Genomic DNA, 24,554 nt, shown 5'->3' with positions numbered 1-24,554 from the left:
CGTGTCCTCTCAGAACGCCGCCGCCCTGACCCCCGTCTTCGTACGGCTGAAGCTGTCGCTGCTCAAGAACGGGCTGCGGCAGTCCGGCGGGCGCCGGGCCGCCTACATCACCTCGGCCGTCCTCGCCCTGCTCTTCGCGGCGCTCCAGCTGCTCGGCCTGATCGCGCTGCGCGGCAACGAGCACGCGGGCACCGTGACCGTCCTCGGCGTGGCTCTGCTGGCCATCGGCTGGACCGTGATGCCGCTGTTCTTCCCCAGCGGCGACGAGACCCTGGACCCGACCCGGCTCGTCATGCTGCCGCTGCGGCCGCAGCCCCTGGTCGGCGCGCTGCTCGCGGCCTCCCTGGTGGGCATCGGGCCGCTGTTCACGCTCTGCCTGATCCTCGGCTCGGCGATCGCCGTGGCGCACGGGGCGGGCGCGGCCGCCTTCGCCGTCCTCGCGGTGCCGCTGGCGCTGCTCGGGTGCGTGGCGCTCGCCCGGGCCGTCGCCACCGCCAACACCCGGCTCCTCACCTCGCGCAAGGGCCGCGACCTCGCGGTCCTGAGCGGCCTGGTCATCGCGGTCGGCATCCAGTTCGTGAACTTCGGCGCGCAGCGGCTCGGCAAAACGGGCGGCCTCTCCGCGCTCGACCCGGTCGCCGACGTGGTGCGCTGGCTGCCGCCGGCCTCCGCGATCGGCGCGGTCGACTCGGCGGGCGACGGTTCCTACGGCCGCGCCGCCCTCCAACTCCTCGTCTCCGCAGGGGCGTTGGGGCTTCTCCTGTACGCCTGGCAGCGCTCGCTGGTGAAGCTGATGACCACGCCGGACGGCTCGACGCTCGCCGCCTCGGACGCCTCCCGCAAGGAGTCCGGCGGCAAGGGCCTCACCTCGCTGCTCCCCGAGGGCCGTACCGGCACCGTCATGCTGCGTACGCTGCGCTACGCCTGGCGGGACCCCAAGACCAAGGCGGCGTGGATCACCTCGCTCGCGATCGGCCTGATCGTGCCCGTCTTCAACGCCCTCCAGGGCAGCGGCACCGTCTACTTCGCGTGCTTCGCGACGGGCATGCTCGGCATGCAGATGTACAACCAGTTCGGGCAGGACACCTCGGCGTTCTGGATGGTGCTCCTGAGCATCTCCTCGACCCGGGACGCCTATCTGGAGCTGCGCGCCCGGGCGTTCGCGCTGCTGCTCGTGACGCTTCCGTACACGTTGCTCGTGACCGCGGTGACGGCCGGGATGCTCGGCGACTGGACGAAGCTGCCCGAGGTCATCGGGCTCGCGCTCGCCCTGCTCGGCGCGATGCTGGCGACGGGTTCGGTGGCGTCGGCGACGCTGGCGTACTCGATCCCGCAGGACAGCCGCAAGAACGTGGCACCGGGGCAGGGCGGCATCGCGTTCCTGTCGATCATCGGCGGGATGGTGGTGAGCGCGATCCTGTGCGCGCCCATGATCGCCCTCGCGATCTGGCTGCACGTGTCCGGCAACCACGGCTCCCTGTGGCTGCTGCTGCCGCTGGGCGCGGTGTACGGGGCGCTGATCGGCTGGGCGGGCCTGAAGGTGGCGGCACCGCGCACGGCGGCCCGCCTACCGGAAATCCTGACGGCGGTCAGCACGGGGTGATCCCCCCGCCCGTCCCCCAGGGGCTCCGCCCCTCGCACCCCTGCTTCGGGGGCTCCGCCCCCGGACCCCCGTTCGCGCCTTAAGGGCGCTCGTCCTCAAACTCCCCCAAGGCCTTAAGGGCCAGCGGGGACCCCCATGACAGGCTGGGAATGCCTGCATGGGCACCCTGCCGAGGTCAACCCTGCCAGGGGCGCGGGGAACTGCGCGGGCCCCGGGGCGGGGTTCAGGGGGTGAGCACCCCGTCCAGGAAGGGCTCGATCGCGGTGCGCCAGCCCTCGGGCTGGTCGTAGTGGACGAGGTGGCCCGCATCGGCCACCTCCGCGTACTGGCCGCGCGGCAGGACCCGGACCATCTCCTGGGCCTCCGCGCGGCCCAGCTCCCCGTCCAGGCCCCGCACCACGAGCGCCGGACAGTCGACCTGGGCGAGCTCCTCCCAGTGGGCGTCGTACACCCAGGTCTCGCGGGAGGTCAGCATCTGGCGGCGGGAGAAGACCGGGCGCCAGCCGTCGGCCCGCTCGGCCATGACCTCGGCGAAGAACTCGCCCCGGGCGGGGCTGGGCCGCTCGACCCACGGGTCGTCCTCGCCGAACCACTTGCGTACGTCGGCGAGCGTGGCGAAGGGCACCGGCCAGGACTTGAACCAGTCCTCCCACTCGCGCTGGGAGGCCGCGCCGAGCGCCGACGCCCGCATGTCGCAGATGACCAGGGCGCGGACCAGGTCGGGGCGCTTGGCGGCGAGCTGCCAGGCGGTGAGGGCGCCCATGGAGTGGCCGATCAGGGTGACGGGGGCGAGGCCCAGCTGTTCGACGGCGGCCTCGGCGTCGGCCACGTAGACCTCGCGGGTGAAGGGGCCGTCGGCCGGCTTGTCGCTGCGGCCGTGGCCGCGCTGGTCGATGGCGACGGCCCGGTGTTTCTCGGCGAGCCAGCGAGCCGTGGAGGCCCAGTGCGAGGCCCGGCCCATCAGCCCGTGGAGCAGTAAGACCCCGGGAGCCCGCTCGCTCTCCGCGCGAGCCTTGGGCTGCTCCGCGAACTCCCAGGCGGCGAGGCGAACCCCGCCGGTCCCCGTCACATCGATGCGCCGCACCATGTGCCCTGGCACCCCCTTCAGCCCCCGAGTGGTCAGTTCCCCGCAGAGTATCGAACCTCTATTCGAAAACTCGCGCCTCTCGCGCAACACCCCTCGTTCGAGTGACCACACTCAAGGATTGACGGAACGTGCCGAGGGGAGATCTTCTCCGGGAGGCGGGCCGCTCGGGGAAGACGGTCTGCGGGGGTCGACCCTGAGAGCTCGGGGCTCCGGGTCGACACCGGGGAGGACAGGCCCCGGCGCCGAGAGGCGCCGGGGCCCTGGTCTTCCCGAAGCGGGTGTACGGACACGGACGCCCAGGCAGGCCGGGGTGCCGAAGGTGGTGCAAGTGGTCCGAACGGCATCATGCTGCCGCCCCCTCCCCTGCCGCACGCCTCTGCGGTCATATGCCTCAAGGCACAGCCTCGCACGCGATCCGCCCGGCCGCTGCCATTCCACCCGGAAACCGGCCTTCCCCGCAAGCTTCCCGCAGCCTTCATGAAGTGGCCCCAACTGGCGCCCGGCGAACCGGCGATGACGTTCCGTCATCGCCGGTTCCCTCTTCCGCATGCGGTCCCGCTCGGCGCGCTCGGCTCAGCGCTTGGCGACGAAGACGTGCGAGGCGACGTCCGCGCCGAGCTCGGCGGCCTCGCCGCTGCTGCCCACCAGGACCCCGCCCGGCGACTGCGTCACGCTCACCACGGAGCCGGGCTGCACGCCCGCCCGTCGCAGCGTGTACATCAGCTGGGCGTCGGTCTGGATCGGCTCGCCGATCCGGCGCACGATCACCGTCTTGCCCTCGGGGCCCGGGTCGAGCTCGCCCAGGCTGATGATGCCGTCCTCCAGGAACGCGTCCGCCTCGGCCTTCTCTCCCAGCTCCTCCAGGCCCGGGATCGGGTTTCCGTACGGAGACTCGGTCGGGTGGCGCAGGAGCTCCAGGACGCGGCGCTCGACCGCCTCGCTCATCACGTGCTCCCAGCGACAGGCCTCCGCGTGGACCTGCTCCCACTCCAGGCCGATCACGTCGACGAGCAGGCACTCGGCGAGCCGGTGCTTGCGCATGACGCGCGTCGCGAGCTTGCGCCCCTCGTCGGTCAGCTCCAGGTGGCGGTCGCCCGCGACCTGCACCAGGCCGTCGCGCTCCATGCGCGCCACGGTCTGGCTCACCGTCGGGCCGCTCTGGTCCAGGCGCTCGGCGATACGGGCGCGCATGGGGACCACACCCTCCTCCTCGAGCTCGAGGATGGTGCGGAGATACATCTCCGTGGTGTCGATCAGTCCGGACATACGTGCCCCTCGATGCTGTGACATAAAAACGTCGTACCGCTGGCCCTCAACCAATTCTGACGCATCGCACTGACAACCGTGCCGCAGCGACCGCCCGCCATCTTGACCGGCTGCCCGCGGACCCCGTATTGACAGGGGAAAGGTCCAGACCGCACCGTGATCGGCGCACGGTCGTTACCCCACCCCGGAAAGGGTCCTCGGCGATGAGCGAGAGCAAGCTGGCCGGTCAGTTCTTCGACGCCGCGATCGGGCTCCTGGGGCGGGTGCGGGACGAGGAGTCGCTGAACATCGCGGCCGCCGGGTCCCTCATCGCCGACACCGTCGAGGCGGGCGGCCGGCTCTTCGCCTTCGGCGCCGGTCACTCCTCGCTCGCCGCGCAGGACGTGGTCTACCGGGCCGGCGGATTCGCCCTGATGAACCTGCTCGCGGTGCCCGGCGTGGTCGGCGTCGACGTCATGCCCGCCACGCTCGGCTCCGCCCTGGAGCGGGTCGACGGCCTCGCCGGGGCGGTGCTCGACTCCAGCCCCGCCAAGCCCGGCGACGTCCTCGTGATCATCTCCCTGTCCGGGCGCAACGCGCTGCCCGTGGAGATGGCGATGAACGCGCGGGCGCTCGGCCTCAAGGTCGTCGGGGTCACCTCGCTGGCGTACGCCGAGGGCACCAGGTCACGGCACGTCTCGGGCACGTTCCTGCGCGACCACTGCGACATCGTGCTCGACAGCAAGATCGCGGTGGGCGACGCCGAGCTGACCCACGAGGGCATCGAGGCGCCCTTCGCGCCCGCGTCCACCGTGGTGACCAGTGCGCTCATGCAGGCGACGATGGCCGCCGCGGTGGAGGCGCTGGTCGCCCGCGGGATCGAGCCGCCGTTGCTGCGTTCGGGGAATGTCGACGGGGGCCACGAGTGGAACGGGCGGGTCATGTCGGAGTACGGGGACCGCATCTTCTTCCGCCACGGCTAGCCATTCCCGGAGCTCTGCCCCCGCACCCCCGCTCCTCAACCGCCGGAGGGCTTGATTTCCGCTGCGGCCGATGGGCACGGGGCTCCGCCCCGGACCCCGCTCCTCAATCGCCCGAGGGGCTGACTTTTCCCCGCCGGAGAGGCTGGTTTTCCCGCGGCCGGCTCATTTCGTGCCCAGCGCCTGCGCCAGATCCACTGCCGCCGCGACCCTCACCGCCACGCTCTCCGCGTACGCCGCGTCCGGGCGTTCGAAGGCCGGGCGGGACGGGCCGCGCAGGAAGGTCAGGACGCCCAGGGTGCGGCCGCGGCTGCGCAGCACTGCGCACAGGGCGTGGGCCGCGTCCGGCGGCCACTGGCGTTCCGCAGCCCAGGATTCGTCCGCCCCGCCCGCGCTGTCCCGTACGGAGCCGATCCGGTCCACCGCCTGCAGCGCGGGGTGGCCCGCCGGATAGCGGACCGGGATGCCGCCGCCCGCCACCGGCGCGACCGGGCCGGGCGCGCCGGCCGGGGTCGCCGCGGCCCGCACGAGCCGCTCGCCCACGGCCAGGTCCACCAGGGCGTGGTCGGCGAAGCCGGCCAGGGCGTAGTCCAGGTGGGAGGTCGCCGCCTCCATCGGGTCCTCGCACTCGGCGGCGGTCCGCGAGGCGCGGTGGAGCTGGTTGGAGCGGAAGCGGAGCCGGTCGGCGTCCTGTTCGGCGAGCCTGGCGTCGGTGACGTCCTGGAAGAGCCAGCCGACACCGAGCGGAACCGGTTCTTCCGCGAGCGGCGAGGACAGCCGGAGGAACCCGCTGCGCCAGCAGCGCCGCCGCTCGCCCTCCGCGGTGCGCAGCGTCACCCACACCTCGGCGGGGCTGGCCGGCGCGCCTTCGGAAAGGACGTGCTGGAGCGCGCCCTCCAGGTCCTCTACACCCTGGACGATCAGCTCGCCGAGCGGGCGGCCGAGGAGGGTCGCGCGTCCGGTGCCGAGCGCGCGGGCGGCGTAGGGGTTGACGACGGTGGGCCGCAGGTCGACGTCGACCAGGACGACGCCCCAGGGCACGCCCTCGAAGAGGGCCTCGCTGAGCGCGATGGACCGTTCCAGGTCGATCTGCGCGTGCACCTCGCTGAACGCGCAGTACACCCCGGCCGGGGTCCCGTCGGCGCCCCGCACGCCCGCCGACTGCGTACGGACGAGGACGCGACCGCCGTCCCTCTTGAGGAGGGCGAACTCATGGACCTGGCGGCCCGGCGTGTCCATGACGGCCATGAGCCGGCCCTGCACCTCGTCGGCGTCGGCGGGCCACACCGCCCAGCCCGCGAACCCCCGCCGCCCGACGGCCTCTTCGGCCGCCCAGCCGAGGATCCGCTCGGCCTCGCGGTTCCAGTGGGTGACCACGCCGTCCGCGTCGAACGCGCACAGGGCCGCGTCCATCCCGTCGAGCAGCGCGGCGAGGAGGTCCCCGCCGGGTTCGGGGACGGACGTATCCGCGGGCCCGGCACCGGATCCGTCCGGAACCGGAGCACTGGCGGTCTCACTCCGGGAAGCACTCATCCTGGCACCCCCTGCAGGACGTGGTCGCCGCATCACACGGCTGACGCGCTGACGTACGCACGTCGGATCATTCAACTCGAACGTGACGCAGCCCACACCGACTTCGGCGAAATCCCTTCCGGCCAACGGCAGTTACCGGCCGCCCCTGGACGCTCCCGCCGGGGCGCGCACATAGTGACGCCCATGACTTCTCTCGTACGCCATGTGACCTTCGACTGCGCCGACCCCTACCGCCTGGCCACGTTCTGGGCCGAGGCGCTCGACGGCACCGTGGGCAAGGAGGACGAGCCCGACGACCCGGAGGTGCTCGTCACCGCCGAGGGCATCGGCATCCTGTTCATCCGGGTGCCGGACGCCAAGTCGGTGAAGAACCGCGTCCACCTGGACCTCCAGCCCCAGGACCGCACCCGCGACGAGGAGGCCGACCGCCTGGTGGCCCTGGGTGCCACCCTCCTCGCCGACCACCGCCTCCCGGACGGCAGGGGCTGGCTCACCCTGGCCGACATCGAGGGCAACGAGTTCTGCGTGGAGCGCAGCGCGGCGGAGCGGGCCCGTACCCAGTAAGCGCGTACCCGATAAATCGGTTGAGGGGCGCCGAGGGGCTGCCTAATGTGTGGTGCACACGAGAAGGGAGGTGGTTTGACAGATGTATGCAAACCGGACGCGTGAGGTGACTGCGGGCTGACGGCCTGCCAGTCGCACTCTTAGTGCGGTGCCGGCATGACGTCGGCCGAATTCCCAAGCAGTCACCGACCCGCGGGCTCGCCGGTACGTCCGGCCGGCTCCTCTTCGGAGGAACCCGAGCCCGCGGGTTTCTGCATGTCCGGGCTCAGGGCGCGAGGCGCTCCACGTGCCAGGCGGAGCCGTCCGCGGTGTACCGGAGCCGGTCGTGCAGGCGGTTCTCGTGGCCCTGCCAGAACTCCACCGTCTCGGGGGTGACCCGGAAGCCGCCCCAGTGCCCGGGGACCGGGACGTCACCGCCTTCGGGGTAGCGGGTCGCCAACTCCTCGTAGCGGTCGGTCAGTTCGGCGCGGGAGGCGATCACCGTGGACTGGGCGCTGGCCCAGGCTCCGAGCTGCGAGCCGTGCGGGCGGCTGCGGAAGTAGCGCTCGGTCTCGGCGCGCGGGACGCGGGACGCGGTGCCCGTGACGATGACCTGGCGGGCCAGCTGGTGCCAGGGGAAGAGCAGCGAGGCGTACGGGTTCGCGGTGAGTTCGCCGGCCTTGCGCGAGGCGTAGTTGGTGAAGAAGACGAAGCCGTGCTCGTCGTAGGACTTCAGGAGCACCGTGCGGGTGGAGGGGCGGCCGTCGGGGGTGGCGGTGGCGAGGACCATCGCGTTGGGCTCGTGCAGCCCGCCGGCCACGGCCTCCTTGAACCAGCGTGCGAACTGCCCCATGGGCGTGGTGGCCAGGTCCTCCTCGACGAGGGGGGTGGTGCGGTACTGCTCGCGCATCGCTGCGGGGTCCAGGTCGGTCACGTGACCCATCCTGCCGCACCGCCGCCGTGGTCCCGGCGGGGGTCCAGTGTGCCCGTGGCGGCGGGGCGTTAACCCTGTGTCGCCGAATTGGGGCGGTGTGCCGGATGTCACGCTTCCCCGCATCGGCGGGACCCGCCAAACTCTCGGCTGGGCCACTGTGGCCTCCATACACGCGGAAGCCTCCGGCGGGATTCCTGACCGCCGTACGGGGCATGACCGAGGGACCCGGGGCGGCACGGCCCGCCCGCAGCCCGACGCACACATCTTGAGGAGCCGCCTGATGTCCGACTTCGTACCCGGACTTGAGGGAGTCGTCGCGTTCGAGACGGAGATCGCCGAACCGGACAAGGAGGGCGGCGCCCTTCGCTACCGGGGCGTCGACATCGAGGACCTGGTCGGCCACGTCTCGTTCGGGAACGTGTGGGGACTCCTGGTCGACGGGGCGTTCAACCCCGGCCTGCCGCCCGCCGAGCCGTTCCCGATCCCCGTCCACTCCGGGGACATCCGGGTGGACGTCCAGTCGGCGCTCGCCATGCTGGCGCCCGTGTGGGGTCTCAAACCCCTGCTCGACATCGACGAGCGCACCGCCCGCGACAACCTGGCCAGGGCCGCCGTCATGGCGCTGTCGTACGTCGCCCAGTCGGCGCGCGGGCAGGGCCTGCCGATGGTGCCGCAGCGAGAGATCGACAAAGCGGAGTCCATCGTCGAGCGGTTCATGATCCGCTGGCGCGGTGAGCCGGACCCCAAGCACGTCAAGGCGGTGGACGCGTACTGGACGAGCGCCGCGGAGCACGGGATGAACGCCTCGACGTTCACCGCCCGCGTCATCGCCTCGACCGGCGCGGACGTGGCGGCCGCGCTGTCCGGCGCGGTCGGCGCGATGTCGGGGCCGCTGCACGGCGGCGCCCCCTCGCGCGTGCTCGGCATGATCGAGGAGATCGAGCGGACCGGGGACGCGACCGCGTACGTGAAGCAGGCCCTCGACAACGGCGAGCGTCTGATGGGCTTCGGCCACCGCGTGTACCGCGCCGAGGACCCGCGCGCCCGGGTGCTGCGCCGTACCGCGAAGGAGCTGGGCGCGCCGCGCTTCGAGGTGGCGGAGGCCCTGGAGAAGGCGGCCCTGGACGAGCTGCACTCCCGGCGGCCCGACCGCGTCCTGGCGACGAACGTGGAGTTCTGGGCGGCGATCGTCCTGGACTTCGCGGAGGTCCCGGCGCACATGTTCACGTCGATGTTCACCTGCGCCCGGACGGCGGGCTGGTCGGCGCACATCCTGGAGCAGAAGCGGACGGGCCGTCTGGTGCGGCCGTCGGCCCGCTATGTGGGCCCGGGTTCGCGGGATCCGCGTTCGATCGAGGGATACGCGGACATCACGGACATCTCACACTGAGCCAGGAGGCGGATAGCGGACCGCACGCATGGAGTAGTCGTTAGACCACTCAGCGCGCCACTGTGCCACGTTCGAGCTAGCGTCGGAATTGTCAGGTTTGTCCATCGACATATGGAGTTCATCGTGAGCCTCATACGACGCGCCGCCGTTCTGGTCGCGCTTTCCGCCGCCGTCATAGCCCCCGCCGCCGCGTTCGCGCAGGCGGCCCAGCAACCCGCCCCTCGCGTGGCGGCCGACGATGACGACGGCGGGGGGCACGGACACGGGCACGGACACGGGCACGGCGGGTGGGGCGGGTGGGGCGGGTGGGGCGACCACGACGAGCACGACCTCATCCACATCCTCTGACCGGAGGCCCGGTCCGAACGGCACGGGCGCGCGCCCGGAACTCTGTGTTCCGGGCGCGCGCCCGTGTCTCGTCCCGTCCCGCGGGCGTCCGTCATTCCACCCCGGGCACGAGGTTGGTCACCGGGGCCGCCTGGTCGGTCAGCTGCCTGAGCTTGTTCACGTCGTTGAGGTGGCCGACCCCGGCCAGCTGTTCCCTGGTGGTGGGGAACTGGGCCCGGTACTCCGCGGGGATGCCGCTGGTGGCGATGGCGTCGAGCTCGGTGGTCGGGTCGGCCGCCCTGACGAGGCGGTCTACGGGGCCCGCGGCGCTCGCCGTGGACGCGGCAAGACCCGCGGCACCGGCCGCGACGACAAGGACTGTGGCGATTCGTCGTGTTGAGATCACGCCTGCACAACGGGGAGCGGCAGCACCGGACACGGTCGCCCCCGGCTCTCACCCGAAACGCCTACCTGCCCGAACAGCCCGGTCGCACAAGGCAACAGCTCCCGCCCGGGGGGAGTAGAACCCCGGGCGGGAGCTGCTGGCACACTGTCCGCGCCGCGACACGGATCCTGTTCCGCGCGGTCCAACGACCCATGCGGAGAAACGTTCTGCCGGGGCCGACGGGGCCTCCCCGCGCGGGTGATGCCCTATAGGCCCTGCGGCCAGTCGTAGGTCTTGGGTACGGGCCTGGTGTCGGTGTCCCGGGCGAAGACGAGGGCGATCTCGTCATGGGCGCGCAGCACGATCGCTCCGGGATTTCCGGCGGTCTTGCGGCCGTTGACGTACGCCGTCAGGTGGCGGCCCCCGCCGGCGTGGAGGCCGCCGATGCGGTCCGCGGAGAGCGGCACCCGCCATTCGGCCATGAACTGGCCGAGCGTGAAGACCGCCGGCCGCGGCGACTCGACGTGGATCACGCCGCTGGTGTCGTGGGTGTGCACGGGGCTGATGCGGCGGCGCGGCTCGTCGATGCCGACCGAGGCGGGGACGGTGACGGGCTTGCCGTCGACGAGGACGTCCAGGTGGGTGTGGGTGTGCTGCACCGTGCCCTCGGCGGACAGCATCTCCAGGCCCGCCGCCGCGACCGCGGCGGAGGCGTCGGCGGGCGCGGGCCACGGCGGCAGCGCACCCTGTCCCGCATCCACGCCGTGCGGATCGGGCCGGCCGGGCGCGGCCGAGGCGCCCCCGGACAGCAGGGCCGCGGCGGCGACGGCGAGCAGCGCTGCGACGGCCCTGCCGAGCGGCGCCGCGGCGAGGACGTTCCTGGGCGGACGGGCCATGGGCCAACTCCGGTGCGTAGAGGCCGACTTGAGGGAATTCAGAGGAGCGCGGCGGCGTCGGGATCGCCCTGGACGGCGGGCGCGCTCACGCCGGCCACGGGCATGGTGAGGTCGGGCAGACGGCCGGGCTCAGGCCGACTGATGGGGGCCCCGAGGTCCGCGCCGGGGGTGGCGGCGCGCAGCTCGGAGCCGGGGCTGACCAGCTCGGGGGTGCCGATGTTGCCGGAGGTCACCGGGTTGGGCAGCGGGGTGCTGATGTGCGTACTGGGCAGCGCGCTGTCGAACGGGATGGCCGGGACCATGTTCGTCGGCAGGACCTTGCCCTTCACATAGCGCGGGCCGTTCGGCGCCCCGGGGATGGGGAGCGGCATGCCCGTCCGCAGGGTGGGAGCGTCGATCGGGAGGGCCGTGTTCAGAACGAACAGGGGGATGTTGATCGGAACGGCCGGCACCTCCGCCGCGGCCGGCGCCACCGCCGCCGCGGTCGCCATGCATGCCATGACGCCCGCCAGTCCCGTACGTGAGGTGATTCCCATGGGTGTTCTGTCCCTTCCCTGGCCTGCCCTGCCGTGTCGCCCTGCAAGAACGATCCCGGCGCCTTGATCACTGCAAAGTTCCCCTGCTTGCAGCAACGCTTGCAGCAATGCGAAGTGAATACGGGGTGCTCGTATTGACGGGGCGTGCCCTTGGCCCCGGCTCGGGCGTTGTAGCCGACATGAACGTACGTCGATACCTCGCGGCCGCCGCTGCCGGAACCGCGCTCGCCGCCGCCATGTCCCCGTCCGCCCACGCCCTCGACCTGGGCAACACCCTGAGCGGTGCGGCCAGGACCACGAGCGCCGCGGGCGCGCAGGTCAGGCCGGCCGCCGAGAGCGCCGTCGGGGACAGGCTGGGCCGGAAGGTGGCCGCTCTGAAGAGCGGCGTGCGGGCCGGGACCGAAGCGGTCACGGCCGCCAACGACGCGGTCCGCGCCGGTCACGCGCTGGTGAGCTGAACCCCGACCGCCCCCGACTCCCGTGCACGAGGGCCGCGCGGCGGCCAGGACGGTGCGAGCGTGAATCACCCCCGGCCCCTCCCGGCCCCCGCCGCCGATCTCGCCGATCCGGCGTTCTGGAAGCAGCCGCCCGCTCAACGCCTGGCGCGTTTCGCGGAGTTGCGCAGCGAGCCGCGCCCGGCGTTCTTCACCGAGCGCCGGGCCACCCGGCACCGCCCCGAGCAGGGCTTCTACGCACTGGTCCGGCACGCCGACGTCCTGAAGGCGAGCCGTCTGCCGCGCGTCTTCGCGAGCGCCCCGGGCGTCACCTCGCCGGAGCCGGCACGCTGGGTGCGGGCGGTGTTCGGCGATTCGATGGTCAACCTCGACGGCGCCGACCACACCCGTCTGCGCCGCATCGTCCAGCAGGCGTTCACCCCGCGCCTGCTTGCCGAGACTGAGGTCAGCATCCGTGAGCTGGCGGTACGCATCGTCGACGACATGGTCGCCGAGCGGCCCGACGAGTTCGTCTCGGCGGTGGCCTCCCGGATGTCGTTCGAGGTCATCTGCGCGATGCTCGGCGTCCCCGACGCCTACCGGTACCGCATCGCCCGCCAGATCGACCGGGCCTCCGAGCACGCCGGCGTACGGCGCAGCCTCGGCGCCCGCCTGCTCAGCCCGGGCAAGGGGCTGCGGGCGCTGGCCCGGATGGAGCTGACGGTGGCCCGGCTCGGCCGCGAGCGGCGGCGCCGCCCGACCGGCGACCTCATCTCGGCGCTGGTGTGCGCCGACCTGGACGGCGAACGGCTGACGTACCGTCAACTCGGCTCGTTCTTCTCGCTGTTGCTCGTCGCGGGCGTCGAGACGACCCGTAACGCGATCGCCCACGCACTGGCCCTGCTGCTCGACCATCCCGATCAACACTCCCTGCTGCTCTCGGACTTCGAGAAGTACGCGGACGGCGCCGTCGACGAGATCGTGCGCCATTCGACGCCCATCATCCAGTTCCGCCGGACCGTGACCACCCGCTATGCGATGTCGGGCCACACCTTCCTGCCCGGCGACAAGGTGATGCTCCTCTACGCGTCCGCCAATCGCGACGCCTCCGTCTTCACCGACCCGGACGCCTTCGACATCACGCGCGACCCCAATCCGCATCTGGGGTACGGGGGCGGCGGCCCGCACTACTGCCTCGGCGCACATCTGGCACGGCTTGAGATCAAGGCCGTACTGCGCGAACTGCTGACCCGGCCGCTGACCCTGCGCACGCTCGGCGAACCCGAGCTGGGCACCTCCAACTTCGACCATCGCGTACGCAAGCAGCATTTCGCATTTGATGTGACCAAGCCCTGAATTCCCGGACCCTGCCCAGCGTGCGTGCCCTCCCCGCACACGCGGCGTTGTACCGGGCATGAACATTCACCACCATCTGAAGGCCGCCACCGTCGCGGCATCGCTCCTGCTCCTGGCCGCGCCCGGCATCGCCGCGGCAGACGGAAGCGCGGGACACGGCGCCGAGGGAAGCGCGGGACACGGCAGCGCCTCCGAGTTCGGCGAGTCCAAGGTGCTCGGCGGGCAGGGCCGGGTCGGCGAGGCGCTCAGCAACGGCATGGCCATGATGAGCGGAGCCCTCCAGCGCGGAGGCGGCACGACCGGAGCCAACTGAGACCCGGGCCCGCCGGAAGGCCTCCCCCGATGGCCCCTTCGCCGCGGGGCGTCCCGCCCTCGTGGAAGGCCGCGCTGTGCGCGCTGGTCCTGCTGCTCTCGGCGCTGGTTCCGCTCGCGTCCGAAAGCCTCCGGCGGGGCCCGCTGCCTCCCGCGTCGCGCACCGCGGCGGGCGTCTTCACGGGTTCGGACGCGACCGGCATCGGCAGGCTCGCGGCGGTCGAGAAGTGGCGCGGCCGGGGCCCGCTGCTCGCGGGCCACACCTATCTGCCGGGCGGTACGTGGCACGACATCGAGGGCCCGCCGGAACTGCTCGCACCCTGGGCCCGCTGGCGCCACCAGCGGGCGGACCGGGTCTTCGTCCTCAATGTGCCGATGCTGGACCACAGCGAGGAGGGCCTGTCCGACGAGCAGGTCCGCGAGCTGCTCGGGCAAGGCGCCCGCGGCGCCTTCGACGACCACTTCAGGCGGCTGGCCCAGCACCTGATGAACCTTCAACTCCCGGACACGATCGTGGTGTTGGGATGGGAGATGAACGGCGTCACCTACACCCACCGGTGCGGCCCCGACCCCGCCGCGTGGCAGGCGTACTGGCGCCGGATCGTCACGGCGATGCGTACGGTGGCGGGCCGGCGGTTCCGGTTCGACTTCGCGCCGAGCCGGGGGCGGGACGCCGTGCCGTGGACCGACTGCTATCCGGGCGATCCCTACGTGGACATCATCGGCATGGACTCCTACGACCAGCCCGAGGGCCTGTCGTTCCGCGGCCAGGTCGAGGAGCCGTACGGGCTGCGGGCGCAGGTGCGGTTCGCCGCCCGGCACCACAAGCCGGTGTCGTACCCGGAGTGGGGGCTCTTCCGCAACGGGGACGACGCGGACTACATGCGCGAAATGGCCCACTGGTTCCGTACCTACCGGCCCGTCTACCAGACCCTGACCGACTACTGCCCGCACGGCGTGTGGGAGTGCGCCGCCCATCCGGAGGCCGCGCGCGCCTATCGCGCGAGGTGACCGGCGGCATCCCCGTAGACCGGGTGTTGCGCCGTGCGGGGGCGCGGGCTGCGCCGGACGGGTTGTCTGCCGGTCCCGGCTCGCGTGGTCCGGGGGCCGCGTCGGCGCTGATCCCAATTATGCATATCAGCATCTGATTCCCCCTCCGGATTTCCTGTTGAAGGGTCGCAGGCATGTACAAGTTCACGGGTCCCGCAGCGCGGGCCGCCATCGTCGCGGGTCTGGTCTCGGTGCTGAGCACCGGATATGCGGCGTACGCCGCGGGCAACCCCGTCCCGGCCTCGCCGCACAGCGCGTGCTCCCCGCACTCCGAAGCCGCGGAGGGCCAGGGCGACAGCTCGGGCAACGAGCCCGAGGCCGCTCCCCAACACCACTACGCCCACGAGGCCATCGCCGAGAAGCTGGGCGAGCAGCACCCTGCCGGCGGCACCGAGGAGCACGGCTCCGGCCCGCAGACGCCGTGGTCGCCGGCCGCCACCCCGCCGAAGCAAACGCCCACCCTGACCCCGACCCCGACGGTCGAGGCGACGTGGGGCGAGCAGACCCCGCCTCAGGCGACGTGGGGCGAGCAGACCCCACCGGCCAGCACCCCGCCGGCCAGCACCCCGCCGGCGAGCACCCCGCCGACCGGCACGCCGACCGGATCCCCGACGTCTCCCCCGGGCACCTGGACGCCGACTTCCACGCCGACGTATCCGACCCCCACCCCACCGGAAAAGACGACGCCGGGCACGCCCGGGACCAGTCCGTCGGCCCCGCCGCACCTCGCGCACACCGGCGCCGGCTCCAAGGCCTCCCTGCTCGGCGCGCTGAGCGCGGGCGCGATCGTCACGGGGGCCGCGGCGGTCGCGCTCACCCGGCGGGCTTCGCGGAGCAAGTGCGAGAAGTAGCGAGAAGCGGCCCGCCCCGCCGGTGACCGGCGCAGAACCGTTTTGGACGCAGGTGTCCGTGACTTATGACCGATCGAGACGTTGAAGTGAAATGACGACTGCGAGTCTGTGGTCGCGTGTCCATTCAAGGAGAACTTTGATGTCTCGTATCGCGAAGACGGCCGCTGTCATCGCCGGAGCGGGCGCCGTGGCGCTGGCCGGTGCGGGTATTGCCGCAGCCGACGCTGGCGCCGAGGCCGTCGCATCGCACTCCCCCGGAGTCGTCTCCGGCAACCTGCTCCAGGTTCCGGTGCACGTCCCGGTCAACCTCTGCGGCAACTCGGTCAACGTCATCGGGCTGCTGAACCCGGCGTTCGGCAACACCTGCGTCAACGAGGACAGCCACCACGAGGGCGGCTACGGGGAGTAGATCCCCATCCTCCGGCCGGGCGCCCTGGCGGCGGTCGGCCGGTCATGCATTCCAGCGGTACCAGCGGCCTCCCGGGTTTCTCCCCCGGGAGGCCGTCGCCTTGTCAGGCGTAACGGTAGATCCCGCTGTGGTCCAGGACCGACAAGGGCGTCACGTCGAACGGCGGCATCGGCTCCCTGAGCGAAGCCACCCGGCCGTGCTGTGGGTCACCCTGCGGGGGCGGCACGTCGGGAAGGTAGCGCTTGGACTCGGGGTGGGCGTCCTGCCAGCGCGACCAGAGGCTGTCGATGTACGCGTGGTGGAGCCAGAACACGGGGTCGTTCACGGCGGCCGCGCCGAGCATGCCGCCGCTGACCCAGCGGTGCACCTGGTTGTGGTTGCGGAACCGGGCCTCGCCCGAAGCCGTCGTCCAGCCCTCGATCTTGTTGCGGAACCCGGTCCTGCTGGTGGAGTTCCACGGCGCGACGTCGTAGACGGGATCGGCGAGGGCGCGGGACACGTCGGCGGCGGTCGGCAGGCGGATGGGATTCCTGGGGCGGCCCATGTCCCGGGTCAGGAAGCGGCCTTCGGTGACGCTGACTGAGATCTCCCACTGCCCTCGGGAGTATGCGAAGGGACCGGTCATGACCTGGAGGTCGCCGCGCCGCCCGTTGCCGCCCATGAAGTCGTCGGACCAGAGCGACGAGGCCGGCGAGTTGTCCCGCGTCCAGTCCCAGTAGGGCAGCGTGACCCGGGGGTCGACCCTCTGCAGGGCCTGTTCGAAGACGAGCAGGAACTGCCGGTGCCACGGCAGGAACGACGGCGCCATGTGCGCGACCCGCAGCCCGATGTCGCCGTCCGAGACGTAGTACGTGATGTGTGTCCGCACGAACTGGTCGTACACGCCGGTTCGCTTGAGTTCGAGTACGGCGCTCACGAAGGCCCGGCGTTCGGCGCTCGTCAGGTTCCGCTGGTTCTTACGCGTGTACACCACGGCCGGCCTCCTCCACGTGGTCGTGCACGGGTACGAAGGCGAGCCGGGCGGCGCCGAGCTCGGCCGCGGCGGCGCGTGCGGCTTCGCGGGCGGTGGCGTACGACTCGTAGTGGTCGACGGAGCTCAGGTAGCTGCCGTCGGCGCGGCGCATCAGGTCGAGCTGCCGGCCGTCCACGAACGCGGTGACCTCGGTGCTCTCGGCCTCGATGGGCCAGCCCTGGATGCGGTGCCCGGCGTACATCTCGTCGAAGGTGAACCCGTCGTCCGGCTGCGGCGCGGCCGCCCCCGCGGCCTCGCCGTAGGCCGGGGCGGCCGGGATGCGCGAGAGCGCCGCCGCGGTGAAGGCGACGGTCGCCGAGGCGAACAGGGCGCGCAGCAGGCCGCGCCGGGCGATGCGCCAGGTGGTACGGGGCGGGGGCGTGCCGGGCCTGGTGGGCTCGGGGGCGCGGCCCCTGGGGCGGGTGCGGCCCGTCCGGTATACGTGCCAGAAGTGTGTCGCGTCACTCATGGGCGTCTCCCTCGTGCTCGCTCGCGCGGACTCGTCCGGCACATGCGTGGGCCCCGGAAGCCTTCGTGGTCCCGGGGCCCGTCCAAGCGTCCGCTCTCCTTGTTCGATGCCGGTTCAACGAGGCCCGGAGTCACAGGAAACGGCCGCCGCCCCATGGCACGACAGCGGGCGGGCTCTCCCCGGGCCGGTACTGGTTGCACGGCCCGGGGAGGCTTCAACCATGCGACTGGTCAGTGGAGTCAACGCTTCCGCTCGCGAGGCGTGTCGGCGTGCGCCGGCGATTCACGCGGTCGGCCCAACGTTCCCGCCGGCCTCAGCCGGTCCAGAAGTCCCACCAGCGGGTCAGGATCAGCATCCCGACGACCCCGATGTGCAGCACGGGCACGGCCCAGCCGAACTCGGCGAACAACGACCTGGCCCAACTCAGCACCAGCAGCTGGGAGTTGACCACGTTGAGCGCGGTGACCCGCCAGAACAGGACGATGGTGGCGACCCACGCCAGGCAGCACCACAGGCACAGCGCGTCGATCCGGTACAGCGACTCGAACTGGAGCCAGCTGACGAAGACGACCCCGGCCAGCGCCCCCGCGTTCAGCGTCAGCCAGTACCAGCGCCCGAACCGGCCGCCCCCGAGCAGGCTCATGCCGACGCAGCCGACGATCCCGTACGCGACCAGGCCCAGCATCGGGTTGGGGAAGCCGAAGACGGAGGCCTGGGCGCTCTTCATGACGCTGCCGCAGGAGATCACCGGGTTGAGGCTGCACCCGGGTACGAAGTTCGGGTTCCTCAGGAGTTCGAACTCGTCGAGGGTGATGACCCACGAGGCGAGCAGGCCAGCCGCGCCGGTGAGCACGACCAGCCAGGCGAAGCCGGGGCCTGCGCCGAAGGGGGCGCGGCCCGGCGGCGGGCCGGACGGATCGGTGGCCGGCGCCTGGTGCGGGATCGTCCCGGGAGTGGGCATGGCTGTCGTCTCCCTTCTTGTCCGGCGGTGGGGTCAGCCGCGCAGGCGACGGACGGGGAGGACGCAGTGGCCGGCGGTGGAGATGGTGTCCTCGTCACCCGCGAACGCCCTCAACCGCTCGTCGCCGACGGCGATTCCGGGCAGCGCCTCGGGCCAGGAGCGGGTGGCGAACATGAACTGGACGGTGCCGCGCTTCTCGGCCGCGACGAGCCACTCGGGCGGCACCGGGCACTGGACGGTCAGCGACGGCATGGTCAGGACGGCCTGGCCGCCCTGGACGACGAGGGCCACCGGGAGCGCGGCCCCGCGGTCCTTGTCGAGCACGCTGCCGGCCGGCATGCCCAGTTCGTCGAGCAGCGCCCGCGCCGCGGTCTCCGCCCCCTCGGGCCCCTCGGTCCCGTCACCGAGCGGGTACGCCATGAGGAACGGCACATGGCCGCTCTCGTCGGGGTGTGCGCCGCTCCACGCGATGACGACGAGCGAGCCCAACAGGACAGCCCTGGACGGCTCTACGGCACTGGTGGCTGAAGTCATGCCGGGACTCTAGGACATTCCGGACGCCGCGCTCCGCAGCCATCACCCATCCGGATGAAACGCCCGTCACTGCCCTTCACAGCCTTCGCGCCCCTTCCGCGCCCGGACGCGACAGAGCGGCTCCGTGATCCCCAACTCCACGGAGCCGCCCACCATGCACTACGCGTCCGGCGCGAACCAGCGCTGGTTCAGTCGGAGTTGAGGCACGGGTTCCCGAACGCCGGGTTCAGCGCACCGATCACGGACACCGTGTTGCCGCAGACGTTGACCGGGACGTGCACGGGAATCTGCACCACGTTGCCGGAAACGACACCGGGCGAGTGCGCGGCCGCACCCTGTGCACCCGCGTCGGCGAAGGCGGCACCGGAAGCGGCACCCGTGACAAGACCCGCGGCGGCAAGGGCCAGAGCGGTCTTCTTGGCTGTGTTCATGGTGAAACCTTCCGTTCGTGATTGCCTCAGCGTAGGCAAACGCCCAAGAGGCGCCGGAAGCGAACACGCCGGGTTTATTGTCTTTCCCTCGTACAGCGCATGAACGGGCCGATTGTCCGATCAATTCACTGTCGAGAAGGACGAGTTCACCATAGGGCGATCAGCATGTGGTGATCACCACGGGCGATCAGCCGACCGGAAGGCCGCCGAGGAGCCGGTCCGGACTGGTCGTCCCGTTGGTCTTCCTGATGCTCTTGGCGGTGCCGACCACGGTGTGGCGCAGCGAGTCGTCCGCCTCGGGGGCGAACAGGTTGGTGTGGATGGGCTGCGCGTCGGCCAGGTTCGCGTCGGCGACGTTCCGGGCGATGGTGTCGAGGCCGCCATTGAGGCTCATGGGCGTGAGGTCACCGGCCTTGACGGCCGGCGCCGCCGGTGGCGTGATGTTGCCGGCCGCGAAGGCCGGCGCCGCCGCGCCCACGACCGCGAGGGAGCCGGCGAGTGCCGCAGCAACCTTCATCGACTTCATCATCATTCCTTCCGCGGCGAGTTCGATCGCCGAATGTGCTGCACGCACCGCACACCGCTGGCACCGTGCGTGTCCCTGAAAGCATTGCGCTGCTTCGCCTTGGGTAACGACTCCCGGACGGTTGGGAAACCCTTCGGGCACCGATTCATGGACTGCCGCCCAATTGCGGAAACCCGCAGATACTCGGATGGGATTTCATTAATTGCGGTGCGCAGAAAGGGAGTTGGGGATCGCTGTCGGCGGCTTCCGGACAGCCGAGAGCGCCGGTCCCGGTGTCGGGCCGGCGCTCTCGGCGGGGATACGGCTCAGGTGCCGGGCAGGGGCACCGGCAGCTGGGGCAGGGGCAGGCCCGGCAGGGCGGGCAGCGGCAGGCCGCCGCCGAGCAGGGCGGCCAGGATGACTCCGATGAGGCCGGTGAGCACCGCGGTCGCCGCGGCCAGGATGGCCACGACATCGCCCTTGGTGACGGCGGCGACGAGGTCGGCGATGGCCTTCTTGGCCGCCGCGATGGCGTCGTCCTTGATGTCCGTCGGGGCCCCCGACTTCTGCGGTCCGCCGACCGGCAGACCGGGGGCTGTCGGGGCCGCCGGGGCCTCCGACTTGACCGCGTCGAGGGCGGCCGTCGCCTTGGCGGCCAGCGCCGTGGCGTCGGCCGGGGACGCCCCGCCGAGCACGCCGTTCAGCAGGTCGGTCACCGTCGAGAGCAGCGGCCCGAGGGGGCCCAGCTGCTTGATCTGTGCGAGCAGGGCGTCGGAACCCGGTACCGGTACGTCGGCACGGACCGATCGCGGCAGCTGGAAGTCGGCGGCCATCGCCGTTTCAGCGGATCCGATGACGATCGCGGTCGAAAGGGCCACAGCGACCAGTCGCCGCGGTGTGCGTACACGCATGAAACGGTTCTCCTTCGGTGAGGCGTGTGAATTCTTCTCACCGTCCTCGGGCCCCGGAACCCCCGCAACCGCATGGTCGTCCTGTCTGACCGTCAGATCTTCACCGCACCGCGTCTAGCTGGTACAACTCCGCACCCGGAGCCCCTTGGTGACCTACCGCCATCCGGGGCAGCACGAAGCCCCGGCAGGCTCCTGGAAAGAGGGAGCGGCCGGGGCCTTGGCGGGGACTACTTGTTGATGCAGGTGTTGCCGAACGCCGGGTTCAGCGCGCCGATCACGGTCACCGTGTTGCCGCAGACGTTGACCGGGACGTGCACGGGGACCTGCGCCGCGTTGCCGGAAACGACACCGGGGGAGTGGGTGGCCGCACCCTGTGCACCCGCGTCGGCGGAGGCGACGCCGGCCCCACCGGCGATGGCTGCGGCGGCAGCGGTGGACAGGACCAGGGCCTTCGCGGTACGCGACATGGAGAAGCACTCCTAGATTGAGAAATTCATTGGCCGGGTGTGGTCGACCGGGTGTGGTCACTCGACCTACACCCCAACGCCACCCCGGGCGCACGGTTTTGCCCCTAACGGGTGAACCCGGGTTTCGGGGGCCGCGAAATCGGCCAAAGGGCGGGTCCGGACCGTGAACGCCGGCCGCGTCCACGGTCCGAGGGCGTCACTCCTGCGGATTACTTGTTGACGCAGGTGTTGCCGAACGCGGGGTTCAGCGCGCCGATCACGGACACCGTATTGCCGCAGACGTTGACCGGGACGTGCACGGGGACCTGCGCCATGTTGCCCGACACCACGCCCGGCGAGTCCTCGGCAACGCCCTCGGCGCTTGCCCCGCCGCCGTGCCCCGTGGCCGCCGCCATACCGGCTCCGAGCAGCACGATCGCGGTGCCGACGCCCGTCGACACGGCGGACTTGGCCATTCGATTCATCGCTTTTTCCTTTCGGGTGGAGATGAGGCCACCGATACAACGACAGGGCCGTCAACTGGATACGCGCGATCCCCCGAAGGAGACACTCCGGCGTACGCCTTTATGACGGAACCAGGTTGTAAATACGGTTACAGTGCTCCCCGCCGCCCCGGGCAGATCAAAGCACGGGGAACTTCGGCAGCCGGAGGTCCGGTTATGCGTAATTCACATGGCGGGACGCCGTGAGGCGAGCCCCGCAGCATCATTTGTTCAGCTTTCATTTCGAGCGCAAGACCGGAGTGACCGCGCATGCCGACGAGAGCGAACTCCCCGGGCGGGCCCGGTGGGCCGGTGCCCGCGGGGGGCCTGAGTGTGCTGCACGTGGTTCAGCCCGTCGAGGGGGGCGTGGCCCGAGTCGTCACGGACCTGGTGCGGGACCAGGTGCGCAGCGGATTCCGGGTCGCCGTGGCATGCCCCGAGGCCGGCCCGTTGAGCACCGAACTGGCGCGCCTGGGGGCCCGGGTGCACCCCTGGCGGGCCACCCGCTCGCCCGGCCCCTCGCTGCTCGGCGAGACGCTGCGGGCGGCCCGCCTGATCCGGCGCGTACGCCCCGATGTCGTCCACGCGCACAGCGCGAAGGCCGGTGTTGCCGCGCGGCTCGCGGTGCGCGGCAGGGTGCCCACCGTCTTCCAGCCGCACGCCTGGTCGTTCGAGGCGGTCGGCGGGATCACCGCCCGTCTTTCCCGGGGTTGGGAGCGCGCCGCCGTGCGCTGGACCTCGCGTGTCGTGTGCGTCAGCGAGGGCGAGCGGGCCAATGGTCTGCGGGCCGGCGTCCTCGCACCCTGCTCGGTCGTCCCCAACGGCGTCGACCTCGACCATTACCGCGCGCCCGACGAAACGCCGTCCGCGGGCGGCGCACCGCTGGTCGTCTGTGTCGGGCGGCTGTGCCGGCAGAAGGGCCAGGACGTGCTGCTCCGCGCCTGGCAGGTCGTACGCGAGGCGGTGCCCGGCGCGCATCTCGTGCTGGTCGGTGACGGTCCGGGCCTCGCGGCGCTGCGCGCGTGCGCGCCCCGCTCGGTGTCCTTCGTCGGGTCGGTGTCCGACACCGCCGCCTGGTACCGGGCGGCCGATCTGGTCGTGCTGCCCTCGCGCTGGGAGGGGATGGCGCTCGCCCCGCTGGAGGCGATGGCCTGCGGCCGGCCGGTGGTGGTCACCGATGTCGGGGGCTCGGCCGAGAGCCTCGCGCCGGGACACGCCCCCCTCTGTCTCGTACCGCCGGACGAACCGGCCGAGTTGGCGCGCGCGATCACGCATCTGCTGACCAACCCGGCGCTGCGCACCGTCCTCGCCCGCCAGGGGCACGAGCACGTATCCACCACCCACGACGTGCGGCAGACGGCCCGAAGCATCGCGGAGGTGTACCGCGACGTGGCCGCCCTGCAGCGCTCCGAGCACAGGGAACGCATCAGCCAGTGACCGCGGAAAGCATCGTCCCGTCCGCCGGGGGGCCGCCCCACGGCACCGGGATGTCATCGGGAACCGTTTCGGTGGTCACGCCCCGCGAGGCGCCGGACCACTTCGCCCTGCCGGCCGGGCGGCCGCGCGCGGGACGGGCGTTCGTGTCCGCGCTGCTCGCGGTGGACGGCGCGGCCGGGCTGCTCGGCATGCTCGTGCTGCCGTACTCCGGGCTGCCGCCCGGGCCCGCCGCGCTGCTCGTCGCCGCGGCGCTCGTGCTCAACGCCCAGGCCGGGCTCTACCGGCCGACGATGGCGCGGGGTGTGCTCGCCGACGTGCCCGCGCTGTTCTTCCGCTCCCTGATCGGCTGGTGCCTGCTTTCGACCGTGCTCGCCCACCGGAGCGGGCTGCTCCACGAGCCCTCCGCCGCGCCGCTCGCGGTGTCCGCGGTCGCGGCGGGGTGCGCCGTCCAGACGCTGGCGAGCTGCGCCGGGCGCGGCGCCGCGCTGTGGCTGCGGCGCCGGCAGGCCGTCCGCAGGCCCCGGCCCACCCTGGTGGTGGGCCCGGCGGCCAGCGCGGTCCGTGTCACGGCCGCGCTGGTGCGCCGGTCGAGCGGGGGCATCCGGCCGGTCGGGATGGTCGTGCCGCCGTCCGAGAGTGCCGTCGAGGCGGGGCCCGTGCCGGTCCTTCGCAGCCTGGAGGACGTCCAGCGCGCCGTCATCCAGAACGGGGTGCAGGACTGCCTGTTCACCCACGAGTCGCCAACCTCCGTAACCCCAGAGCTGCTTGAGGCCCTGGGCTGCACCCTGTGGCAGCTGGACACGCGCGCACCCGGCCATGTCGTACCCCGCCAGCAGTCGGACGAGGTGGCCGCCTTCCCCTGCCGCCCGCTGACCAGCGCCCCCGCCACCGCGCCGGGCCTGTTCTTCAAGCGGCTCCTCGACCTGGCCGTCACCGTGCCCGCGCTGATCGCCGCGGCCCCCGTCCTCGCGGTGTGCGCGCTGGTCCTGCGCCGCAGCGACGGGCCCGGCGTGCTGTTCCGGCAGGAGCGGATCGGCCTTGGCGGACGGGCGTTCACGCTTCTCAAGTTCCGTACGCTGCGCCCCGACACCGCGCACGAGGCCGCCACCCGCTGGACCATCGCCGACGACCAGCGCATGAGCCGGGCCGGGAACTTCATGCGGCGTACGTCCCTGGACGAGCTGCCCCAGCTGTGGAACGTGATCCGCGGCGACATAAGCCTCGTCGGCCCCCGGCCCGAACGCCCTTATTTCGTGGCCAAGTTCAGCCAGGCGCACCCCGGATACTCGGCCCGGCACCGGATGCCCGTCGGGCTCACCGGGCTCGCCCAGGTGCAGGGGCTGCGCGGCGACACCTCGATCGAGGACCGGGCCCGCTACGACAACTACTACATCGACCACTGGTCGCTGTGGCAGGACCTGTGCATCCTGCTGCGCACCGCGGTCTGCCTCGTCCGCCCCACGGGGAGCTGATC

At 72.0% G+C, this 24,554-nt stretch carries 29 protein-coding genes; 13 read left to right on the top strand and 16 right to left on the bottom strand.

Annotation, left to right across the window (positions count from 1 at the left end; all coding sequences use genetic code 11):
- Nucleotide 1: 1 nt before the first annotated feature.
- On the top strand, nucleotides 2-1,603 hold the full coding sequence (locus ACSHXC_RS22000) for a transporter (protein WP_438293229.1): 1,602 nt from the start codon (nucleotides 2-4) through the stop codon (nucleotides 1,601-1,603).
- Nucleotides 1,604-1,826: 223 nt separating this feature from the next.
- Here ACSHXC_RS22000 and ACSHXC_RS21995 read toward each other — a convergent pair whose 3' ends face one another.
- Both ACSHXC_RS21995 and ACSHXC_RS21990 read right to left on the bottom strand, forming a co-directional pair.
- Complete coding sequence (locus ACSHXC_RS21995) at nucleotides 1,827-2,690, bottom strand: alpha/beta fold hydrolase (protein WP_386003598.1); 864 nt, start codon at nucleotides 2,688-2,690, stop codon at nucleotides 1,827-1,829.
- Between the two features lie 573 nt (nucleotides 2,691-3,263).
- Nucleotides 3,264-3,956: a metal-dependent transcriptional regulator gene (locus ACSHXC_RS21990; RefSeq protein WP_189961686.1), complete on the bottom strand. Its 693-nt coding sequence runs from the start codon at nucleotides 3,954-3,956 to the stop codon at nucleotides 3,264-3,266.
- A gap of 203 nt (nucleotides 3,957-4,159) precedes the next feature.
- On the opposite strand from ACSHXC_RS21990, the gene ACSHXC_RS21985 reads away from it, so the two are divergent.
- Entirely contained in the window at nucleotides 4,160-4,918 is a 759-nt protein-coding gene (locus tag ACSHXC_RS21985; protein WP_438293228.1) for an SIS domain-containing protein, read from the top strand.
- Nucleotides 4,919-5,080: 162 nt separating this feature from the next.
- Here the strand turns inward: ACSHXC_RS21985 and ACSHXC_RS21980 are convergent, their stop codons facing one another.
- Nucleotides 5,081-6,448, bottom strand: coding sequence for a PAS domain-containing protein (locus ACSHXC_RS21980; RefSeq protein WP_438293227.1), 1,368 nt, complete (start codon nucleotides 6,446-6,448; stop codon nucleotides 5,081-5,083).
- A 183-nt stretch (nucleotides 6,449-6,631) separates the two neighbouring features.
- Between ACSHXC_RS21980 and ACSHXC_RS21975 the strand changes: the two genes are divergently transcribed.
- Nucleotides 6,632-7,012 carry a VOC family protein gene (locus ACSHXC_RS21975; RefSeq protein ID WP_438293226.1) on the top strand — a complete coding sequence of 127 codons (381 nt, stop codon included), beginning with the start codon at nucleotides 6,632-6,634 and terminating at the stop codon, nucleotides 7,010-7,012.
- Nucleotides 7,013-7,277: 265 nt separating this feature from the next.
- Here the strand turns inward: ACSHXC_RS21975 and pdxH are convergent, their stop codons facing one another.
- The gene (pdxH, locus tag ACSHXC_RS21970) at nucleotides 7,278-7,934 is read right to left on the bottom strand and encodes a pyridoxamine 5'-phosphate oxidase (RefSeq protein ID WP_438293225.1); all 657 of its coding nucleotides are present in this window, start codon (nucleotides 7,932-7,934) and stop codon (nucleotides 7,278-7,280) included.
- A 271-nt stretch (nucleotides 7,935-8,205) separates the two neighbouring features.
- On the opposite strand from pdxH, the gene ACSHXC_RS21965 reads away from it, so the two are divergent.
- Both ACSHXC_RS21965 and ACSHXC_RS21960 read left to right on the top strand, forming a co-directional pair.
- The gene (locus ACSHXC_RS21965; RefSeq protein ID WP_438293224.1) at nucleotides 8,206-9,315 is read left to right on the top strand and encodes a citrate synthase 2; all 1,110 of its coding nucleotides are present in this window, start codon (nucleotides 8,206-8,208) and stop codon (nucleotides 9,313-9,315) included.
- Between the two features lie 123 nt (nucleotides 9,316-9,438).
- Entirely contained in the window at nucleotides 9,439-9,663 is a 225-nt protein-coding gene (locus ACSHXC_RS21960) for a hypothetical protein (RefSeq protein WP_438293223.1), read from the top strand.
- 91 nt (nucleotides 9,664-9,754) lie between these two features.
- Here ACSHXC_RS21960 and ACSHXC_RS21955 read toward each other — a convergent pair whose 3' ends face one another.
- From ACSHXC_RS21955 to ACSHXC_RS21945, 3 genes are all read right to left on the bottom strand, one after another.
- Nucleotides 9,755-10,048 carry a hypothetical protein gene (locus ACSHXC_RS21955; RefSeq protein ID WP_438293222.1) on the bottom strand — a complete coding sequence of 98 codons (294 nt, stop codon included), beginning with the start codon at nucleotides 10,046-10,048 and terminating at the stop codon, nucleotides 9,755-9,757.
- Between the two features lie 245 nt (nucleotides 10,049-10,293).
- Nucleotides 10,294-10,923: a hypothetical protein gene (locus ACSHXC_RS21950; protein WP_438293221.1), complete on the bottom strand. Its 630-nt coding sequence runs from the start codon at nucleotides 10,921-10,923 to the stop codon at nucleotides 10,294-10,296.
- 38 nt (nucleotides 10,924-10,961) lie between these two features.
- Nucleotides 10,962-11,459 (bottom strand): hypothetical protein, encoded by a 498-nt coding sequence (locus ACSHXC_RS21945; protein ID WP_438293220.1) that lies wholly within the window; start codon nucleotides 11,457-11,459, stop codon nucleotides 10,962-10,964.
- 179 nt (nucleotides 11,460-11,638) lie between these two features.
- Between ACSHXC_RS21945 and ACSHXC_RS21940 the strand changes: the two genes are divergently transcribed.
- The 6 genes from ACSHXC_RS21940 (at nucleotide 11,639) to ACSHXC_RS21915 (ending at nucleotide 15,871) form a co-directional block, all read left to right on the top strand.
- Nucleotides 11,639-11,917 carry a hypothetical protein gene (locus ACSHXC_RS21940; protein ID WP_438293219.1) on the top strand — a complete coding sequence of 93 codons (279 nt, stop codon included), beginning with the start codon at nucleotides 11,639-11,641 and terminating at the stop codon, nucleotides 11,915-11,917.
- A 60-nt stretch (nucleotides 11,918-11,977) separates the two neighbouring features.
- Nucleotides 11,978-13,249: a cytochrome P450 gene (locus tag ACSHXC_RS21935; RefSeq protein ID WP_438293218.1), complete on the top strand. Its 1,272-nt coding sequence runs from the start codon at nucleotides 11,978-11,980 to the stop codon at nucleotides 13,247-13,249.
- A gap of 58 nt (nucleotides 13,250-13,307) precedes the next feature.
- Nucleotides 13,308-13,562 carry a hypothetical protein gene (locus ACSHXC_RS21930; RefSeq protein ID WP_438293217.1) on the top strand — a complete coding sequence of 85 codons (255 nt, stop codon included), beginning with the start codon at nucleotides 13,308-13,310 and terminating at the stop codon, nucleotides 13,560-13,562.
- 29 nt (nucleotides 13,563-13,591) lie between these two features.
- Nucleotides 13,592-14,572 (top strand): glycoside hydrolase family 26 protein, encoded by a 981-nt coding sequence (locus tag ACSHXC_RS21925; protein ID WP_438293216.1) that lies wholly within the window; start codon nucleotides 13,592-13,594, stop codon nucleotides 14,570-14,572.
- A 173-nt stretch (nucleotides 14,573-14,745) separates the two neighbouring features.
- Nucleotides 14,746-15,462 (top strand): hypothetical protein, encoded by a 717-nt coding sequence (locus ACSHXC_RS21920; protein WP_438293215.1) that lies wholly within the window; start codon nucleotides 14,746-14,748, stop codon nucleotides 15,460-15,462.
- A gap of 139 nt (nucleotides 15,463-15,601) precedes the next feature.
- Nucleotides 15,602-15,871: a chaplin gene (locus ACSHXC_RS21915; protein ID WP_438293214.1), complete on the top strand. Its 270-nt coding sequence runs from the start codon at nucleotides 15,602-15,604 to the stop codon at nucleotides 15,869-15,871.
- A gap of 103 nt (nucleotides 15,872-15,974) precedes the next feature.
- On the opposite strand, the gene ACSHXC_RS21910 is transcribed toward ACSHXC_RS21915, so the two are convergent.
- From ACSHXC_RS21910 to ACSHXC_RS21870, 9 genes are all read right to left on the bottom strand, one after another.
- Nucleotides 15,975-16,841: a tyrosinase family protein gene (locus ACSHXC_RS21910; protein WP_438296744.1), complete on the bottom strand. Its 867-nt coding sequence runs from the start codon at nucleotides 16,839-16,841 to the stop codon at nucleotides 15,975-15,977.
- On the bottom strand, nucleotides 16,828-17,352 hold the full coding sequence (locus ACSHXC_RS21905; protein WP_438293213.1) for a tyrosinase family oxidase copper chaperone: 525 nt from the start codon (nucleotides 17,350-17,352) through the stop codon (nucleotides 16,828-16,830). Before ACSHXC_RS21905 ends, ACSHXC_RS21910 begins: the two co-directional genes overlap by 14 nt.
- 313 nt (nucleotides 17,353-17,665) lie before the next feature.
- Nucleotides 17,666-18,313 carry a vitamin K epoxide reductase family protein gene (locus ACSHXC_RS21900; RefSeq protein WP_438293212.1) on the bottom strand — a complete coding sequence of 216 codons (648 nt, stop codon included), beginning with the start codon at nucleotides 18,311-18,313 and terminating at the stop codon, nucleotides 17,666-17,668.
- A 33-nt stretch (nucleotides 18,314-18,346) separates the two neighbouring features.
- Entirely contained in the window at nucleotides 18,347-18,847 is a 501-nt protein-coding gene (locus ACSHXC_RS21895; RefSeq protein ID WP_438293211.1) for a DUF5949 family protein, read from the bottom strand.
- Between the two features lie 188 nt (nucleotides 18,848-19,035).
- Complete coding sequence (locus ACSHXC_RS21890; protein WP_438293210.1) at nucleotides 19,036-19,278, bottom strand: chaplin; 243 nt, start codon at nucleotides 19,276-19,278, stop codon at nucleotides 19,036-19,038.
- A 187-nt stretch (nucleotides 19,279-19,465) separates the two neighbouring features.
- The gene (locus tag ACSHXC_RS21885; protein WP_438293209.1) at nucleotides 19,466-19,852 is read right to left on the bottom strand and encodes a hypothetical protein; all 387 of its coding nucleotides are present in this window, start codon (nucleotides 19,850-19,852) and stop codon (nucleotides 19,466-19,468) included.
- 257 nt (nucleotides 19,853-20,109) lie between these two features.
- Nucleotides 20,110-20,694 (bottom strand): hypothetical protein, encoded by a 585-nt coding sequence (locus ACSHXC_RS21880; protein WP_438293208.1) that lies wholly within the window; start codon nucleotides 20,692-20,694, stop codon nucleotides 20,110-20,112.
- A gap of 227 nt (nucleotides 20,695-20,921) precedes the next feature.
- Nucleotides 20,922-21,161 carry a chaplin gene (locus ACSHXC_RS21875; protein WP_438293207.1) on the bottom strand — a complete coding sequence of 80 codons (240 nt, stop codon included), beginning with the start codon at nucleotides 21,159-21,161 and terminating at the stop codon, nucleotides 20,922-20,924.
- A gap of 209 nt (nucleotides 21,162-21,370) precedes the next feature.
- Nucleotides 21,371-21,625 (bottom strand): chaplin, encoded by a 255-nt coding sequence (locus ACSHXC_RS21870; protein ID WP_438293206.1) that lies wholly within the window; start codon nucleotides 21,623-21,625, stop codon nucleotides 21,371-21,373.
- Between the two features lie 288 nt (nucleotides 21,626-21,913).
- On the opposite strand from ACSHXC_RS21870, the gene ACSHXC_RS21865 reads away from it, so the two are divergent.
- Both ACSHXC_RS21865 and ACSHXC_RS21860 read left to right on the top strand, forming a co-directional pair.
- Nucleotides 21,914-23,080, top strand: a complete 1,167-nt coding sequence (locus ACSHXC_RS21865) for a glycosyltransferase family 4 protein (protein ID WP_438293205.1) — start codon at nucleotides 21,914-21,916, stop codon at nucleotides 23,078-23,080.
- A gap of 50 nt (nucleotides 23,081-23,130) precedes the next feature.
- Nucleotides 23,131-24,552 carry a sugar transferase gene (locus ACSHXC_RS21860; protein WP_438293204.1) on the top strand — a complete coding sequence of 474 codons (1,422 nt, stop codon included), beginning with the start codon at nucleotides 23,131-23,133 and terminating at the stop codon, nucleotides 24,550-24,552.
- Nucleotides 24,553-24,554 lie beyond the last annotated feature (2 nt).

This window comes from Streptomyces sp. HUAS TT7 (genome assembly GCF_051550175.1).
GTDB lineage: Bacteria > Actinomycetota > Actinomycetes > Streptomycetales > Streptomycetaceae > Streptomyces.
Note: the sequence above shows the minus strand (reverse complement) of the source record. Positions and strands in the feature narration are given on the sequence as shown.

Bases quoted from the DNA above. Each gene is read 5' to 3' on its own strand.
- ACSHXC_RS21995 (WP_386003598.1), bottom strand. From the start codon at position 2,690: ATGGTGCGGCGCATCGATGTGACGGGGACCGGCGGGGTTCGCCTCGCC.
- ACSHXC_RS21990 (WP_189961686.1), bottom strand. From the start codon at position 3,956: ATGTCCGGACTGATCGACACCACGGAGATGTATCTCCGCACCATCCTC.
- ACSHXC_RS21985 (WP_438293228.1), top strand. From the start codon at position 4,160: ATGAGCGAGAGCAAGCTGGCCGGTCAGTTCTTCGACGCCGCGATCGGG.
- ACSHXC_RS21980 (WP_438293227.1), bottom strand. From the start codon at position 6,448: ATGAGTGCTTCCCGGAGTGAGACCGCCAGTGCTCCGGTTCCGGACGGA.
- ACSHXC_RS21975 (WP_438293226.1), top strand. From the start codon at position 6,632: ATGACTTCTCTCGTACGCCATGTGACCTTCGACTGCGCCGACCCCTAC.
- pdxH (WP_438293225.1), bottom strand. From the start codon at position 7,934: ATGGGTCACGTGACCGACCTGGACCCCGCAGCGATGCGCGAGCAGTAC.
- ACSHXC_RS21965 (WP_438293224.1), top strand. From the start codon at position 8,206: ATGTCCGACTTCGTACCCGGACTTGAGGGAGTCGTCGCGTTCGAGACG.
- ACSHXC_RS21950 (WP_438293221.1), bottom strand. From the start codon at position 10,923: ATGGCCCGTCCGCCCAGGAACGTCCTCGCCGCGGCGCCGCTCGGCAGG.
- ACSHXC_RS21945 (WP_438293220.1), bottom strand. From the start codon at position 11,459: ATGGGAATCACCTCACGTACGGGACTGGCGGGCGTCATGGCATGCATG.
- ACSHXC_RS21940 (WP_438293219.1), top strand. From the start codon at position 11,639: ATGAACGTACGTCGATACCTCGCGGCCGCCGCTGCCGGAACCGCGCTC.
- ACSHXC_RS21930 (WP_438293217.1), top strand. From the start codon at position 13,308: ATGAACATTCACCACCATCTGAAGGCCGCCACCGTCGCGGCATCGCTC.
- ACSHXC_RS21925 (WP_438293216.1), top strand. From the start codon at position 13,592: ATGGCCCCTTCGCCGCGGGGCGTCCCGCCCTCGTGGAAGGCCGCGCTG.
- ACSHXC_RS21920 (WP_438293215.1), top strand. From the start codon at position 14,746: ATGTACAAGTTCACGGGTCCCGCAGCGCGGGCCGCCATCGTCGCGGGT.
- ACSHXC_RS21915 (WP_438293214.1), top strand. From the start codon at position 15,602: ATGTCTCGTATCGCGAAGACGGCCGCTGTCATCGCCGGAGCGGGCGCC.
- ACSHXC_RS21905 (WP_438293213.1), bottom strand. From the start codon at position 17,352: ATGAGTGACGCGACACACTTCTGGCACGTATACCGGACGGGCCGCACC.
- ACSHXC_RS21900 (WP_438293212.1), bottom strand. From the start codon at position 18,313: ATGCCCACTCCCGGGACGATCCCGCACCAGGCGCCGGCCACCGATCCG.
- ACSHXC_RS21895 (WP_438293211.1), bottom strand. From the start codon at position 18,847: ATGACTTCAGCCACCAGTGCCGTAGAGCCGTCCAGGGCTGTCCTGTTG.
- ACSHXC_RS21890 (WP_438293210.1), bottom strand. From the start codon at position 19,278: ATGAACACAGCCAAGAAGACCGCTCTGGCCCTTGCCGCCGCGGGTCTT.
- ACSHXC_RS21880 (WP_438293208.1), bottom strand. From the start codon at position 20,694: ATGCGTGTACGCACACCGCGGCGACTGGTCGCTGTGGCCCTTTCGACC.
- ACSHXC_RS21875 (WP_438293207.1), bottom strand. From the start codon at position 21,161: ATGTCGCGTACCGCGAAGGCCCTGGTCCTGTCCACCGCTGCCGCCGCA.
- ACSHXC_RS21870 (WP_438293206.1), bottom strand. From the start codon at position 21,625: ATGAATCGAATGGCCAAGTCCGCCGTGTCGACGGGCGTCGGCACCGCG.
- ACSHXC_RS21865 (WP_438293205.1), top strand. From the start codon at position 21,914: ATGCCGACGAGAGCGAACTCCCCGGGCGGGCCCGGTGGGCCGGTGCCC.
- ACSHXC_RS21860 (WP_438293204.1), top strand. From the start codon at position 23,131: ATGTCATCGGGAACCGTTTCGGTGGTCACGCCCCGCGAGGCGCCGGAC.